Origin of the sequence: Arcobacter roscoffensis, assembly GCF_024267655.1 — a bacterium.
Lineage (GTDB): Bacteria > Campylobacterota > Campylobacteria > Campylobacterales > Arcobacteraceae > Arcobacter_B > Arcobacter_B roscoffensis.
The window spans coordinates 1,504,573-1,519,010 of record NZ_CP100595.1; the positions used below are offsets into that span (position 1 = coordinate 1,504,573).

General features: G+C 26.9%; 15 protein-coding genes. 12 read left to right on the forward strand and 3 right to left on the reverse strand.

Features of this window, described 5'->3' with window-relative positions:
• Window positions 1-4 precede the first annotated feature (4 nt).
• Window positions 5-127, forward strand: coding sequence for a hypothetical protein (locus NJU99_RS14915; protein WP_283256443.1), 123 nt, complete (start codon window positions 5-7; stop codon window positions 125-127).
• A 16-nt stretch (window positions 128-143) separates the two neighbouring features.
• On the opposite strand, the gene NJU99_RS06890 is transcribed toward NJU99_RS14915, so the two are convergent.
• Together NJU99_RS06890 and NJU99_RS06895 are read right to left on the reverse strand one after the other, a co-directional pair.
• Window positions 144-689: a hypothetical protein gene (locus tag NJU99_RS06890; protein ID WP_254577990.1), complete on the reverse strand. Its 546-nt coding sequence runs from the start codon at window positions 687-689 to the stop codon at window positions 144-146.
• 96 nt (window positions 690-785) lie between these two features.
• Entirely contained in the window at window positions 786-3,899 is a 3,114-nt protein-coding gene (locus tag NJU99_RS06895; protein ID WP_254577991.1) for a DUF748 domain-containing protein, read from the reverse strand.
• Window positions 3,900-4,001: 102 nt separating this feature from the next.
• Between NJU99_RS06895 and dapE the strand changes: the two genes are divergently transcribed.
• The 11 genes from dapE (at window position 4,002) to NJU99_RS06950 (ending at window position 13,649) form a co-directional block, all read left to right on the forward strand.
• Window positions 4,002-5,102 (forward strand): succinyl-diaminopimelate desuccinylase, encoded by a 1,101-nt coding sequence (dapE, locus tag NJU99_RS06900; protein WP_254577992.1) that lies wholly within the window; start codon window positions 4,002-4,004, stop codon window positions 5,100-5,102.
• A gap of 154 nt (window positions 5,103-5,256) precedes the next feature.
• Window positions 5,257-6,423 carry an AAA family ATPase gene (locus tag NJU99_RS06905; protein WP_254577993.1) on the forward strand — a complete coding sequence of 389 codons (1,167 nt, stop codon included), beginning with the start codon at window positions 5,257-5,259 and terminating at the stop codon, window positions 6,421-6,423.
• Complete coding sequence (locus NJU99_RS06910; protein ID WP_254577994.1) at window positions 6,410-8,332, forward strand: NACHT domain-containing protein; 1,923 nt, start codon at window positions 6,410-6,412, stop codon at window positions 8,330-8,332. The genes NJU99_RS06905 and NJU99_RS06910 overlap by 14 nt, the downstream gene beginning before the upstream one ends.
• A 212-nt stretch (window positions 8,333-8,544) precedes the next feature.
• Window positions 8,545-9,522 (forward strand): alpha/beta hydrolase, encoded by a 978-nt coding sequence (locus NJU99_RS06915; protein WP_254577995.1) that lies wholly within the window; start codon window positions 8,545-8,547, stop codon window positions 9,520-9,522.
• A complete protein-coding gene (locus tag NJU99_RS06920; protein ID WP_254577996.1) occupies window positions 9,519-9,992 on the forward strand; it encodes a GNAT family N-acetyltransferase in 474 nt (157 codons plus the stop codon). The genes NJU99_RS06915 and NJU99_RS06920 overlap by 4 nt, the downstream gene beginning before the upstream one ends.
• Window positions 9,993-10,003: 11 nt before the next feature.
• The gene (locus NJU99_RS06925) at window positions 10,004-10,819 is read left to right on the forward strand and encodes a helix-turn-helix domain-containing protein (protein WP_254577997.1); all 816 of its coding nucleotides are present in this window, start codon (window positions 10,004-10,006) and stop codon (window positions 10,817-10,819) included.
• Window positions 10,820-10,885: 66 nt separating this feature from the next.
• Complete coding sequence (locus NJU99_RS06930; RefSeq protein WP_254577998.1) at window positions 10,886-11,410, forward strand: YbhB/YbcL family Raf kinase inhibitor-like protein; 525 nt, start codon at window positions 10,886-10,888, stop codon at window positions 11,408-11,410.
• Between the two features lie 100 nt (window positions 11,411-11,510).
• Window positions 11,511-11,957 carry a GyrI-like domain-containing protein gene (locus NJU99_RS06935; RefSeq protein ID WP_254577999.1) on the forward strand — a complete coding sequence of 149 codons (447 nt, stop codon included), beginning with the start codon at window positions 11,511-11,513 and terminating at the stop codon, window positions 11,955-11,957.
• 9 nt (window positions 11,958-11,966) lie between these two features.
• Window positions 11,967-12,665 carry an aspartate/glutamate racemase family protein gene (locus NJU99_RS06940; RefSeq protein WP_254578000.1) on the forward strand — a complete coding sequence of 233 codons (699 nt, stop codon included), beginning with the start codon at window positions 11,967-11,969 and terminating at the stop codon, window positions 12,663-12,665.
• 1 nt (window position 12,666) lies between these two features.
• Complete coding sequence (locus NJU99_RS06945) at window positions 12,667-13,299, forward strand: hypothetical protein (protein WP_254578001.1); 633 nt, start codon at window positions 12,667-12,669, stop codon at window positions 13,297-13,299.
• Window positions 13,300-13,310: 11 nt separating this feature from the next.
• On the forward strand, window positions 13,311-13,649 hold the full coding sequence (locus tag NJU99_RS06950) for a zinc ribbon domain-containing protein YjdM (RefSeq protein WP_254578002.1): 339 nt from the start codon (window positions 13,311-13,313) through the stop codon (window positions 13,647-13,649).
• Here NJU99_RS06950 and NJU99_RS06955 read toward each other — a convergent pair.
• Complete coding sequence (locus NJU99_RS06955; RefSeq protein ID WP_254578003.1) at window positions 13,646-14,434, reverse strand: ABC transporter ATP-binding protein; 789 nt, start codon at window positions 14,432-14,434, stop codon at window positions 13,646-13,648. The genes NJU99_RS06950 and NJU99_RS06955 overlap by 4 nt on opposite strands.
• Window positions 14,435-14,438 lie beyond the last annotated feature (4 nt).

The following is a 14,438-nucleotide window of genomic DNA, read 5'->3' on the forward strand; positions in this document are numbered from 1 at the left end:
TATAATGTTTGATAATATAGTTTTTGATGTAATCTTTGGATTACTTTTTATAAGTGGAATAGTTGCTGCATTACCTTATAGTTTTTGGGCAGCAGTACATGTAGATAGTAGTGAAGACAAGAACTAAGCTCTACTACTAGTCTTTATTTTAATAAAATTAGTGATTTGATGGCACAATTTATTCTCTCATCTAAATCACTTATATCATCTTCCATATAATCAGTTTGTATTTTATATACTTGTGTATCATTTAAAATAAACTCTAATACAATATAACCAGCATAAACCTTACAGCTATCACCTTTTTTTCTTTTATCTTCTCTATCATTTTCGTAAATATAGAATTTAATATCTACTTTATCTTTAAGTTTTTCATCTGTTTCTTTGTATGTATTAAGTACTTTAATGATTCTATTATTAATATCAGCATTTGATATTTTGTTTTCTAGATTACTTTTCATAAACTTTGAATAATCAATATATCCATCAATATTAACTGAGCCATTTTCTATAAGTTTAATAGTTTTAGAGATATTTGCTTCTGTGTTTATCTTGTCAAAAGTGATAGTCTTATTTTGACAAGGAACTCTTTTTAGATTTTTCGAGGAAGTTTTATCTATTTGAGTAAATACACCATAAAAAAGAAACCCTAATAAAAGTATTATAATTAATATAAATCCATTTTTCATAAGTTATCCTTATAATTTTGATATAAATTAAAAGAATAATATCAGATTATTATAAATATGTCAAATGACATATTTATAAGTTTAAGTTATAGTATTTTATTTTGCTTGTGAGATTTTTAAGTCTATGTTTGAAGTTTTTTTACTTTGAGTTTTCACTTTTATTTTATCACTTATGATGATTTGAGAAGCTTTGATTTTTTTAGTTTTAGTAAGATATTCTTTTATATTTAAAACTCTATTTTTAGCCATTTTTTCTAAATCTTTTTTAGAAATATTTTGCTTAGAGATCAAGTTTTTTTCTAGATAATTACTATATTCTTTTTGATTCAGTTTTCCATCTTTTGTAAAGCTTTTTTTAGAGCTTAACTTTTTGTCAAACTTTTTATACATAGACATCATAACTTCTAAATATCTTTTTTCATAATCTCTTATTTGGTCGTTTGGTATTTTTGTTTTGATTTGTTTTTCAAAGCTTGCTTTTTTCATTGCATACATGTCTTTAGTTTCATCATACGAGCCTACTAGTTTTAAAGCTAAGTTTGGTCTTTTATTTAGGATTTTAGATATTTTATCAAGTGTTTCTTTTTGTATTGGAGTGATTTCACTTTTTGCAAAATCAAAGTTTACACTTTTTATTTCATCTTCATCAAATCCAAACATAGCACCTAAAAGAGAGAAGGGAGCTGTAATAGCTTTTGTAATAAGATTTGTAAAGGCTTTCCATACTACTGAACCTATTTGGAATTTTGGATCATCTACATTTCCTGATACTGGAATATCTAAATCAATAACTCCGTTCGAGTCTTCAAGTAAAGCTATTGCTAAACCAAGAGGAAGTGAAACTGCATCATCACTTTTTACATCTTTACCTAGCTCTATTTTAGTAATAACAATTGAGTTTTTGGCATCTAAATCTGACTTTTGGATATTGTATTTTAAATCTAAATCTAGTTTACCACTATCTAACTCTTTTCCTATAAATTTAGAAGTATAAGGAGTGAAGTTTTTCATAGAGATATTTTTAAATACCATATTTACATCTGTAAGTATTTTTATATCATTTGGATTTACAACACCTGTAATCTTTGTTGTTCCATACTTATCAACAACTCCATTTACTTTTAGTCTTGTTTTACTTGCTTTTGTTGTATCTAGCTCTGATATTTGACCATTTAGTTTTGACACAGTTGTTTTAAAAGGAAGTGGTAAGCTTTTGTCTTCAAAAGCTAAAGAAGCATTTTTGATATTTACAGGGCCTATGTTTAGTTTTGCATTGCTTTTAGCTTTTGGTTCTTTCTCTTGCTTCACAACTTTTTTTGATTTTGTAGAACTAGAACTCTTTTTAGGAAGCGATATAGAAACTTTTGGGTTTATGATATCTGTACTTGCAACACTTAAAAGACCGTTTGTATAGCTTTTTATGTCTTTTACTAAAACATCTATATTTGAAGTATTTATTTTAGTTTTTTCTTTTGTATTGTAGATACTTAGGTTTGGCTCATTTAGTCTTAGTTGTTTAACTCTTATTAGTTTTGCGTTTTTGCTAATACCATTTAAACTTAACTCAATATTTCTTGCGTTTATTTGGCTATTTGATTTTTGGTTTGCAAGTTTGATTGATGGTTTTGCTATTTTTGCTTTTGATACGCTGATATTTTCACCATTTAGATTTATGCTATTTATATCAAGACCTAAGTTATTGATATTTATTTTTTGTTTTTCTCTTGCTTGATTTAAGGCTATTGATTTAATCATCGAGTTTATAGAATTTACTGATGTCTTACCATCTGCTACTTTTATATTGCTTAGGTTTATAGAAGCTTTATTTGTATTTATATACATTGCATTTTTTCTATCTTTTAGTGATAAACTCTCTTTTGTGATACCTAGTTTATCTATAGCTATTTTATTATCAATTAAAGCTAAGTCATTTAGTTTGATATTCAAATTTTTTGTATCTACATTAAGTCTATTTTTCTTATCTACAAATGAAAGCTTTGGATTGTTTAATGTAAGGTTATTTAAATCTATTTTTGAATCTTTTATATTGATGCTATTTGTATTAAAAGAAAAATTTGGATTTTTAACTTCTAAGTTATTTATAGTATCTTTGAAATTTAAACTAGCATTTGCTAATTTGATATTTGATACATTTACTTTCCAGTTATTTGGTTTTGATTCTTTCTTTTTTTCTTCTTTTTTATCGTTTGTATTTACTAATTTTGTGATATTTAGACCATCTTTATTTTGTAGTAAATTTATAATAGGTTTTGATAAAGTCACATCTGATACTTTTAGGTCTTCATTTTTAAGATTTAAATCAACTCTTTTAATATCAAAACTATCTAGTTTGAATATATCTTGTTTTTGGCTGTTAATATTTAGATTTGATAGTTTTAGTTTATCTGTAAAAAGCTCTAGGTTAAACTCATCTTTTGTAGTAATATCAAAGTTTACAATAGTATCAAACTTTGCTTTTTTATCAAGTGTGAAGTTTAACATCTCTTTTTCATACTCTAAAAGTTTTGCAAGTTCTAGGTTTTCTAAAGAGGCTTTACCATACATAGTAAAAGGTTCTAATCTAAAAGCACCTTTGATTAAAAGTTTTGCATTTTCATTTATTTTTAGAGAAAAGTTATTTGATGAAAGAGGGTTTTCAAAACTACCTAAATCATATAATTCATAGTTTATATTATCTAAAGTAAGTAAAAATGGCTTTTTATCTTTTATTTTTGTATAGTTGATTTTAGAGTCAACAAGTGAGATTTTAGATACTAAGAACTTAATATCATTTTCACTTTTTGTTTCTTCTTGTTTTTTTGGCTCTTCTTTTTTCTCTTTTAGAAGTTTTGTAAGATTTATAGTTCCATCTTTTTGCTGTACTACATCGATAAAAGCGTTTTTAAGTAAAACATTTTCTACATTTACATGTAGATTAAAAAGTGACTTAAAGCCACCAAAATCAAATGCAAACTCTTCAAAAGAAACAGTTGGCTTTTCATAGTCTCCCAGTCTAAAATCATGTATTTTTGCATGAAATGTAAAGGGATTAAAGTCTACTTTTTTAACATGGGACTTTAGTGTTAAAGTTTTATCAAGATTCTTTACTAGTTGGTCTTCAACGACATAAGGAATTAGTTTAAAACCTACAGTTACATAAATACTTAGTGATATTACTATTGTATAGAAAATTTTATCAAATCTACTCATAATTATTACCTTTTTTTGCTCATAATTTTTTGGCAATTTTAATTATTATAGCAAAATAAATCACAATTTCGCTACAATCCCATTATATATAAAAGGAATTAAATGACAGTTATAGAACTATTTCAAAAATTATTAAGATTTAAGTCAGTTACTCCTGATGATGATGGAGCATTTGATTTTATAGAAGAGTATTTAGGTGATACATGGGAATGTATAAGTGTTGATATGGAAGGCGTAAAAAATAGATTTTATTATAAAAAATTCAATGACAATCCACAACACTTATGTTTTGCAGGACATATAGATGTAGTACCTCCTGGTGAGGGTTGGGATGTAGATCCTTTTGCTGCTGATATTATCGATGGTGTTATCACAGCACGTGGAACACAAGATATGAAAAGTGGTGATGCAGCGTTTTTATATGCTTGTAAACACGCCGTTGATTTTGATGGGACACTTAGTATTCTTATGACTTCTGATGAAGAGGGTGAGGGAACATACGGAACTATCAAAATGCTTGAGCATTTAAAGGCTATAAACTTCATACCTCAATATGCAGTTGTAGCAGAGCCAACATGTGAAGATGTATTTGGTGATGCTATAAAAGTAGGAAGAAGAGGAAGTATCAACGGATACATCACTATCAAAGGAAAGCAAGGTCACGCAGCATACCCTGAGAAGTGTATAAATCCAGTACATAACTTCGCTCATGTTTTACCAAAAATAGCAGGACATAACCTAGATGATGGAGATGAATACTTCGCACCATCAAAGATGGTAATGACTGATATAAGAGGTGGTATGGAAGTTACAAATGTAACACCAAATGAGTTAAAACTTATGTTCAATGTAAGAAATTCAACAAACACTACAAGAGAATCAGTAGAAGAGTTTATTCATGAAAATCTAAAAGGTTTAGAGTATGACTTTAAAACTACACAAGGCTCTTTTCCATTTGTAACAAACAAAGAATCAAAAGTAGTAAAAGCCATGGAAAACTCAATAAAAGAAATCACAGGAGTTACTACAAAACACTCAACAGCAGGTGGTACAAGTGATGCCAGATACTTCGGAAGCTTTGGAATAGAAGCTATAGAGTTTGGAGTAATCAACGACACAATCCATAGTGTAGGTGAGAGAACAACAGTAAAAGAAGTAGAAGACTTAACAGCTGTTTATGTGGACTTGATTAAGAAGTTTTAATCTCTTCACTTGGAAACTACTAAAAGGTAAGAATTTAATTTCTTACCTTTTTTTATAGCTAAAAATTTATAACAACAAAAAAATTGTCAAAGCTATTGACAACAAAAAAATTGTCAGTTATAATAACAACAAAAAAGTTGTCAAAGGAAAATTCATGAAAAATTGTGTTGGTCAAGCAGTAAGAGGAAATGATTTTTGGGATAGAAATAGTGAAATATCAATTATCTGGAATAAAATAGATAGTGGTAGTCATATATTACTAGCTGCTCCAAGAAGAGTTGGTAAGACATCAATTATGTTTAATTTGCTTGATAATCCAAAAGATGATTACATCGTTATGTATATCGATACTGAATCAGCAGATAATGAAAATGAATTTTGGCAAAAATTATTCAATGCTTTACAAGAAGAAGATTTTGTAAATAAATTAAAATCATATTCAAATACATTATTTGAAAAAATAAAAAATATAAGAATTGATAAAATATCAACATCTGGAGTTACTTTTGGGGATGGTGAAACTTTAGATTATTCTGAAGCATTTGAAAAAATGATTAAAGATTTAGATACTAATAAAAAGCTAATTATTATGATTGATGAATTTGCTCAAACTGTAGAAAATATAATTAAATATGAAGATACAATAAGTGCTATAAAGTTTATAAAAAGACATAGAGAACTAAGACAAAATCAAAAAATATCAAGTAAAGTATCATTTATTTATGCAGGTTCTATTGGATTAGAAAGTGTAGTTTCAAAGTTAAATGGAATGAAACATATAAATGACCTAAATAGTATAAAAGTTAATCCTCTTAGTTTTATTGAGAGTAAGCAATTTATTAGTGTGTTAGTATCTAATCTTGAATTAAAATTAGATGATACCGTAATAAATGAGTTTCTAAAAAGAGTTGAATGGTATATACCTTTTTATATACAACTAATCATTCAAGAAATTAAAACAATAACAATCGAAGATAATGTTAATGAGGTAACAGTTGAAATACTTGATAAAGCTATTAATAATGCATTAAATCATAGAAATCATTTTGAGCACTGGAGAAGTAAATTAAAAGAAGCATTAGGTATAAATGAATTTAAATTTACAAAAGAAATGTTAAATCATATATCAGAAAATAATATAATGGAATCGTTAGATATTATTAATATAGGTGTTAAATATGATTTAGATGATGATGAAGTAAAAGAAATTATTCATTCGCTTATTCATGATGGTTACATTAACAATAATGATAATCCAAAAGAATATAGATTTAATTCTCCTATTTTAAAAATGTGGTGGTACAAAAATGTTGCAAATTAATAGTTCAAGATATAAGTATACTCCAGATGAAATGCCAGAAGATGAATTTTTAAAAAGATTTGTAGTTAGAGAAAAAGTATTTGAAGAGATATTCAAAGATATTAAAGCTTCTGATTATGAGGTGGCAAATCAACATTTTATCATAGTTGGGCAAAGAGGTCAGGGTAAAACCACACTCTTAAGAAAGATTTTAATAGAAACAAAAAAAGATAAAAACTTATCTAAGTTTTTAATTCCCGTAAAATTTGCAGAAGAACAATATCAAATTAGGTCTTTATCTCGATTATGGGAAGAAGTAGCTGACTATCTCCAATCTATGTATGAAGATATATTTCCAAATATTTTAGACGATATGGAAGAGTTTTTTGAAGATGAAGATTATGAACTAAAAGCATTTTCATATTTTGAAAAACATATCAAAAAAGAAAATAAAAAACTATTAATTCTTGTAGATAATATAGATGAATTAATAGGCAAGTTTTCCCAAAAAGAGCAAAGACGATTTAGAGAGATACTTTTAACTTCTTCATCTTTTAGAATTATTGGTGGTTCAACTAAAATGCTTGAACAACATTATGATTATAGTAAACCTTTTTATGAGTTTTTCAAAATAGTTAAACTTAAAGGTTTTAATTCAGAAGAGAGTAAAAAGTTTTTATTATCTTATGCAAATACGGAAGAAAAGAAAAAAATAAAAGAAGTTATAGAAAATACTCCAGAAAGATTAGAAGTAATCAGACAATTAACAGGTGGAGTTCCTAGAACCTTAGTAATGTTATTTGATATATTTTTAGATGAAGAGGGAACGGCTTTTGATGATTTACTCAAAATTCTTGATGAAGTTACACCACTTTACAAACATAGAATGGATGATTTACCAGACCAGTTACAAGAAATAGTACACACAATTGCTATAAATTGGGATGGCATGTACACAAAAGAGATAGCAAAAAAAACTAGAATGGAAAGCAAAGCTATTTCAGCTCAACTTAAAAAACTTGAAAAATACGAAATTATTGAATCAGAATCTATAGGGAAAAATAAGATATATAAAATCAAAGAAAGGTTTTTTAATATTTGGTATCTTATGAGATTTGGTAGAAAAAAAGATAGACAAAGAGTTGAATGGTTAATTGCATTTTTAAACTCTTGGTGTACTAAGGAAGAATTAGAATTTAGAGCTATTTCTCTAACACAAAGAATTAAAGAAAAAGATTTAAATCCAAATTATGTCTACTATATGTCTGAAGCTTTGAGATTTTGTAATTTAAATATAGAAATAGATATTAATTTAAAAATGAATAGCAGAGAATATTTTAAAAAAATAGAATCTAGTTATTTAAATGAGTTATCTTCATCTGATAACGAAATCGGTGTTATTAGTAGGCAACTTGCTAATGATGGCGAAGTTGGGAAAGCAGTAGTTTTATTGGAAAAATCTAAAAGAAAAAGTCCTTTTTTATTGTGGCAACTTTCAGAATTTTATATCATATTAGGTAGGTATAACGAAGCAACAGAATTAACTAAAGAACTTGCAAACAAATTGGGTTTAATGAAGATGGGATATCTTTATTTATACGCAGAATTATTATTTGAATGTGATAAATTTAATAGCTGTGTTTTGGAAATTAAGAAGTTTTTACCTTTTTGTGAAGATTCAGTTATATTAGAAATTTTAACAAAATACATAATAAAACTAAGTTCAAAAAAACAGTATAATTTAGCAAAAGAATTACTTGAATTAAAAGAATATAATTTAAAAGAAAAATTAAAACCAATATGGTTTGCTCTTATGAAACTTATGCAAGATGAATATCCAAATGAATATAAAAAGATGGGTGCTGAGTTAGAGAGTAGTGTTAATGAAGTATTAGAAGAAATAGAAAAGCTGAGAGATGAAAATAATTAACTACGATAATAAATATAAAAAAGATATTCCAAATTCTTTTATCATTTAAAATCTCCATTGATTTAAATAGTATTAACTAAGCTTTAATTTAAAAATAACTTCTATTAATATAATTTTGGATAAATGATAAGGTTACTTTACATTTTTGCTAAAATATTTCAAAATGATAACTAGTTTTATCATTTTGAATTAAAATACGTTAGGAAATACAATTGAAATCAATAAAAGCTATACGAAAAACATTACTTCTTTTCTTTTTTATATCTACAGCATTATTTGCCAATAACAAAGTAGGATTTACTACTTTTGATGTTTACTCAAAACATAGAAACTCTGATATAAAAACTATGGTTTTTTATCCAAGTTCTGATGAAGAAGAGTTTATTTTAGGTCAACACAAACTTTTTGTATCTCAAAGCCTTGCTTTAAATGGGGCTTTAAAAAAGGACAAGTATCCTTTGATTTTTTTATCTCATGGAGGGCTTAGAAGTGCTTCTAATCAGATAGATTGGTTAGCAAAAGCTTTAGCCCAAAAAGGTTTTATAGTTTTGCTTACTAGAAATAAACTTGATAAAAAAACTTCTTTTTATGAGCCTTGGTTAAGAGCAAATGATATCCATATATCTTTTGAAAAGCTAAAAGAGACTGAAAAATTTAAAGATAGTATTGATTATGAAAACATCAATTCTGTGGGTTTTTTACTTGGATCTACTAGTTTTGCTTTATCTTCATCTGCTAAGTTAAATCTTGAATCATATAAAAACCAGTGTTTAAATACTCAAAGTTTAGATTGTACTTGGTATGAAGAAAATGATATTGATTTAAAGTCTTTTGATGTGGAGTTTATAAAAGACATAAAAGTCTCAATACCAAGTAAAAAAGCAGTTTTATTTGATATGGAATATTCAAATATGTTTGATAAAAATAGCTTAGAAGATAGTATGACAGATTTTTCATTTATAAATTTATCAAATCAAAAAGTATTAGACAATAGTCATTTTAAAGATAGTTTTACATATGAAAAGATAAAAAACTCAAATGTCTTTAGTTCTTTTTCTCTATGTACTAAAAAAGGAAAGATGATATTAAAAGGTACAAAAGAAAATCCAAATCTCTGTTATGAAGAGAAAGTTAGTAAAGAGTTGATTCATCAAGATATAATAGATACAATAGTGAGTATTTTAAAATGAAGTCATTTACTATAAAACCTTATGAAGAAAAATACATAAAAGAAGTAGCAAATCTTTTTACAAACACAGTTCATAATATAAATAAAAAAGATTATACAGAAGAGCAGTTAGATGCTTGGGCTAGTAAAAATATAGATTTAAAAACATGGAAAAATAGGCTTAAAACTTCAAATACTTATTTATGTATGCTTGAAGATGAAATAGTAGGTTTTTATATTTATGAAGATGATTATATTGATTGTTTTTATGTTCATCATGAGTATCAAGGTCTAAAAATAGGGAGGTTTATGATAGAACAGATATTTAAAAATGCAGATAATCATGGTATTAAACTATTGAGAGTTGATGCAAGTATTACAGCAAAACCTTTTTTTGAGAGGTTTGGTTTTAAAGAAGTAAAAGAAAATCATATAAAAAGACAAAATCAAACTCTTATAAACTATTCTATGATAAAAGATATGAGTAATTAAAAGGAAAAAGATTGAAACTAAAAATACCTGAAACTCAAAGCTTCTCATATTTGAACTATATTCAAAAAGAGCCACAAAACAAAAACGAAGTTTTATTAGAGTCAAATGTTTTAATACTTGTAATAAAAGGTACAAAAATTCTTCATCTAAATGATAAAGATATTTATGTGGATGAAAATCAGTTTTTATTTCTAAAAAGTGGAACTTATGTGATGAGTGAAGTTTTAGATGAGTATTATGAAGCTATGTTATTTTTTTATGAAGACTCTACGCTATTAGATTTTATATCAAAATATAATATATCTTTCAAAGATGAAGACTCAAAAGAAACGGACATATTAAGTTTTAAAAAGACACAAGAGCTTAGTATTGTTATGAACTCTACTTTTAATTATGTAAAGACTTTAAAAACAACAAATAAAGAAATCATAAAACTAAAACTAGAAGAGGCTTTTTTAAATATATTAACTAGCAAATACTCAACTGAATTTAAAAGCTTTTTACACTCAATCTACAAAGACAACTATTTCAAATCTTTTATAGAAAACAATTTTTCTTATGAAGACAATATTTTAGACCTAGCGTATGCTTTAAAAATGAGCGATATATCTTTTAGGCAGAAATTTAAAGAGGTTTATAAAACTACACCTAAAAAATGGCAAACAAAAAAAAGACTACAAAGAGCAAAGATACTTTTAGAAAATAGTGATAAAAATGTAAGTGAAATCTGTATACAGTGTGGCTTTGATAACTTATCTTGGTTTATACAAGTTTTTAAAAAAGAGTACAACTTAACTCCAAAACAAATAAAAAACAACAAAAATTAGTTTTTTTCTAGTACTTTTTTATAACATTTTAGTTTATAATAACACTATCTTACAAAAAGGAAAAATATGAAAAAGATATTATTAGTATTAGCTTTTAGTTTTATCTCACTATTTGCTGATAATTTTACTTTAAAAAGTGATACTTTAAAAGGGCAACTTACAAAAACTCAAGAGTTTAACGGTTTTGGATGTACAGGTGAAAACATCTCTCCACATCTTTCATGGGAAAATGCACCAAAAGGTACAAAATCTTTTGCTGTAACTGTTTATGATCCAGATGCTCCTACTGGTTCTGGTTGGTGGCATTGGTTAGTTTTTGATATTCCAAAAGATACTATGAGCTTAGAAAAAGATTTTGGTTCAAAAGAGCATAAAGATATAGTTCAAAGTGTTACAAACTATGGAAAAAGTGGATTTGGTGGAGCTTGCCCTCCAAAAGGTGATAAAGCTCATAGATATGTTTTCACAGTTTATGCTTTAGACACAGATAAATTAGGTTTAGACAAAAATACAAACCCTGCAATTGTAGGTTACTACTTAAATAACCACGCAATAGCAAAAGCTTCACTAATCTCATACTATAAAAGATAATATATCGCCTTTTGGGCGATGTATTTAAGACTTCAATCAAATATCAAATTCTTTTTATATTCTTTTGCTACTATTACATAAATAAAAATAAAAGAGAAATATGAAAGTTAAATACTTAGAAAAATTCTATGTAGCAGGTATTACTACAAGAACAAACAACGAAACTGAACTAAACGAAGAACAAGGAAAGATTCCAGATTTATGGCAAAAATATGTTGATGACAATATTGAATCAAAAACATTTAATAAAGCTAAAAGTTTTGCAATGTACGGGCTTTATAACAAATATGAAAGTGATGTAAATTCTGACTATGATTATACAGTAGGAGTAGAAGTTACTAAACCAAAAAATGCAATCACTATTGAAAAAGATAGATACTTAGTATTTACAAAAAAAGGTGAATTACCTGATGTTGTAATAGATGCTTGGCATGATGTTTGGAACTATTTTAGCTCAGAAGAGTGTGAATATGAAAGAGCATACAATTTTGACTTTGAAAAATATGAAGAAGATGAGCAAATAGAGATTTATATTTCTATAAAATAAAGGTTTAAAATGAAAACTATAGGACTACTTGGTGGCATGAGTTGGGAAAGTACAGCTTTATATTATAAACAAATCAACGAAGAAGTTAAAAAACAACTCGGTGGTTTACATAGTGCTAAGGTAGTTGTCTATAGCGTGGATTTTGATGAGATAGAAAAACTGCAACACTTAGGTAAGTGGGATGAAACAGCAGATATATTAAGTGAAGCTGCACAAAATATCCAAAATGCAGGGGCTGACTTTTTGCTTATTTGTACAAACACCATGCATAAAGTAGCTCCTATTATCCAAGAAAATATAAGTATTCCTATTTTGCATATAGCAAATGCAACTGGTAAAAAACTTCAAGAAGAAGGTATTAAAAAAGTAGGGCTTTTAGGTACAGCTTTTACTATGGAGCAAGATTTTTATAAAAATACAATACAAACAAATTTTGATATTGAAGTAATAGTTCCAAATAAAGAGGAAATAAAAACTATTCACAAAATCATTTACGAAGAGTTATGTTTAGGAAAAATAAAAGAAGACTCAAAAGTACAGTACTTAAACATAATTGATTCACTAAAAAATAGAGGTGCCCAAGGAGTTATCTTAGGTTGTACAGAAATAGGAATGTTAGTATCGCAAGAAGATACAGATGTAAAACTATATGATACTACAAGTATACATGCACTAGAGGCTGTAAATGAGGCCTTAAAAAAGAGTTAATATGCACTATTTAGAAAGACTAAAAGATATAGAAGCTGAATTTTTAGAACAATATCCTAAAGGCTTTAAGGATGAGTACTTTTTCCCTACAATGAAAAAGTTTAAACCTGAAAAGCTTGAAGAGTTTGCAAAAGAGGCTTTGAAAAAAGAGAACTTTTCAAACCCAAACTTGATAGTAGAAAACTTTTATAAAGTTATACAAAAATCAGTTATGGTATCGCTGTTTGATAAACTAAAACTAAAAGATGCACTAGCAACTTTAAACTCATATGAAAAAGATATGTTAAGTATTGAGATTTATGAGCTTTTATATGGTAATAAAAAAGAAGGTTTTGAAGGTTTAGTTGAGTTTTTAGCTGAATATAGACTGGCAAAGTGGACGATAATAAGTGTAGTGCCTTATTATCTAAATAGAAAAAAAGAGTATTTTATAAAACCAACAACTACAAAAAATATCATAAAATACTTTGATTTAAAAGATGTAATATATAAACCAAAACCTAGTTATGAGTTTTATGAAAGATTTTCAAAACATTTAAATGATATGAAAAAAAATGTAGATTCTTCTGTAAAATTTGACAATGCAGTATTTACAGGTTTTTTAAGAATAGCTATAGAAATGGGCGAAGAATAAAAGGAAAAGATATGCAAGATTTACCAAGTTGTCCAAAATGTAATTGTGAATACACATATGAAGATGGAAGTTTAATCATCTGTCCTGAATGTACACATGAGTTTACAAAAGAAGATTTAGAAGAAAAAGAGTTTACTGTAAAAGACGCAAATGGTGCAATACTAAGAGCAGGGGATGATGTAACTGTAATAAAAGACCTAAAAATCAAAGGTAGCTCTTCTGTAGTAAAAGTTGGTACAAAAATAAAAAATATTAGATTAGTTGATAGTGCTGATAATCATAATATCGATTGTAAGATACCAAAAATTGGAGCTATTAAAATAACTCCAAAATATGTAAAAAAGTCTTAGCCTATTTCTTCTACGAAATAGCGTCCTTTTTTCTCTTTGATATGAAGTTTAGTATCAAAGATTTCTGATAAGTTTTGACTTGTTAGTATTTCTTTTTTCTTACCACTTTTATAGATAGAGTTTTTATGTATAAGTGCGATGTTCTCAATCTCTTCAAAAATTTCTTCTAGATGATGAGTTACTAAAATAATAGAGCAGTTTTTAGATAGCTTTTTTAACATAGCTATAAAATTTATTTGAGCTTTTATATCTAGCCCAACAGTAGGCTCATCTAAAATAAATGCTTTTGGTTCATGTATTAAAGCTCTAGCAACTATACATTTTCTAAGCTCACCTGTAGACATAGCAGCGACTTTTTTTCCTTTTAGATGTTCTATTTGTAAGAACTTCATAACTTCTTGTGCTTTTTGGTGTTGCTCATCAGTAAAATCTTGATGAGAGAATATCCCAATAGAGCTATAATATCCACTAAGTGTTACTTCATAAGCACTTAAGTATGACCCTGATATTGAGAAAAAATTATGTAAATCGTTAGTTATAATTCCCAGCTGTTTCTTTAGCTCAAAAATAGAATAATTACTTTTCCCTAAAATCTCTTTTTTAAACTTATTTGTTCTTCTTGGGTGAAGTTCTGATTGTATTATCTTCATCAAAGTTGATTTTCCAGAACCATTAGCACCAAGTATTGCCCAATGCTCATTTTCTTTAATCTTTAATGTTATATCTTTAAGTACTATCTTTTCGTTATAACCTACATTAATATTTTCAAAATCTATTATATTCATAATA

What these genes read in the sequence shown, in the direction of transcription:
- NJU99_RS14915 (WP_283256443.1), top strand. Translation starts at nt 5, where the DNA reads ATGTTTGATAATATAGTTTTTGATGTAATCTTTGGATTACTTTTTATA.
- NJU99_RS06890 (WP_254577990.1), bottom strand. Translation starts at nt 689, where the DNA reads ATGAAAAATGGATTTATATTAATTATAATACTTTTATTAGGGTTTCTT.
- NJU99_RS06895 (WP_254577991.1), bottom strand. Translation starts at nt 3,899, where the DNA reads ATGAGTAGATTTGATAAAATTTTCTATACAATAGTAATATCACTAAGT.
- dapE (WP_254577992.1), top strand. Translation starts at nt 4,002, where the DNA reads ATGACAGTTATAGAACTATTTCAAAAATTATTAAGATTTAAGTCAGTT.
- NJU99_RS06905 (WP_254577993.1), top strand. Translation starts at nt 5,257, where the DNA reads ATGAAAAATTGTGTTGGTCAAGCAGTAAGAGGAAATGATTTTTGGGAT.
- NJU99_RS06910 (WP_254577994.1), top strand. Translation starts at nt 6,410, where the DNA reads ATGTTGCAAATTAATAGTTCAAGATATAAGTATACTCCAGATGAAATG.
- NJU99_RS06920 (WP_254577996.1), top strand. Translation starts at nt 9,519, where the DNA reads ATGAAGTCATTTACTATAAAACCTTATGAAGAAAAATACATAAAAGAA.
- NJU99_RS06930 (WP_254577998.1), top strand. Translation starts at nt 10,886, where the DNA reads ATGAAAAAGATATTATTAGTATTAGCTTTTAGTTTTATCTCACTATTT.
- NJU99_RS06935 (WP_254577999.1), top strand. Translation starts at nt 11,511, where the DNA reads ATGAAAGTTAAATACTTAGAAAAATTCTATGTAGCAGGTATTACTACA.
- NJU99_RS06940 (WP_254578000.1), top strand. Translation starts at nt 11,967, where the DNA reads ATGAAAACTATAGGACTACTTGGTGGCATGAGTTGGGAAAGTACAGCT.
- NJU99_RS06945 (WP_254578001.1), top strand. Translation starts at nt 12,667, where the DNA reads ATGCACTATTTAGAAAGACTAAAAGATATAGAAGCTGAATTTTTAGAA.
- NJU99_RS06950 (WP_254578002.1), top strand. Translation starts at nt 13,311, where the DNA reads ATGCAAGATTTACCAAGTTGTCCAAAATGTAATTGTGAATACACATAT.
- NJU99_RS06955 (WP_254578003.1), bottom strand. Translation starts at nt 14,434, where the DNA reads ATGAATATAATAGATTTTGAAAATATTAATGTAGGTTATAACGAAAAG.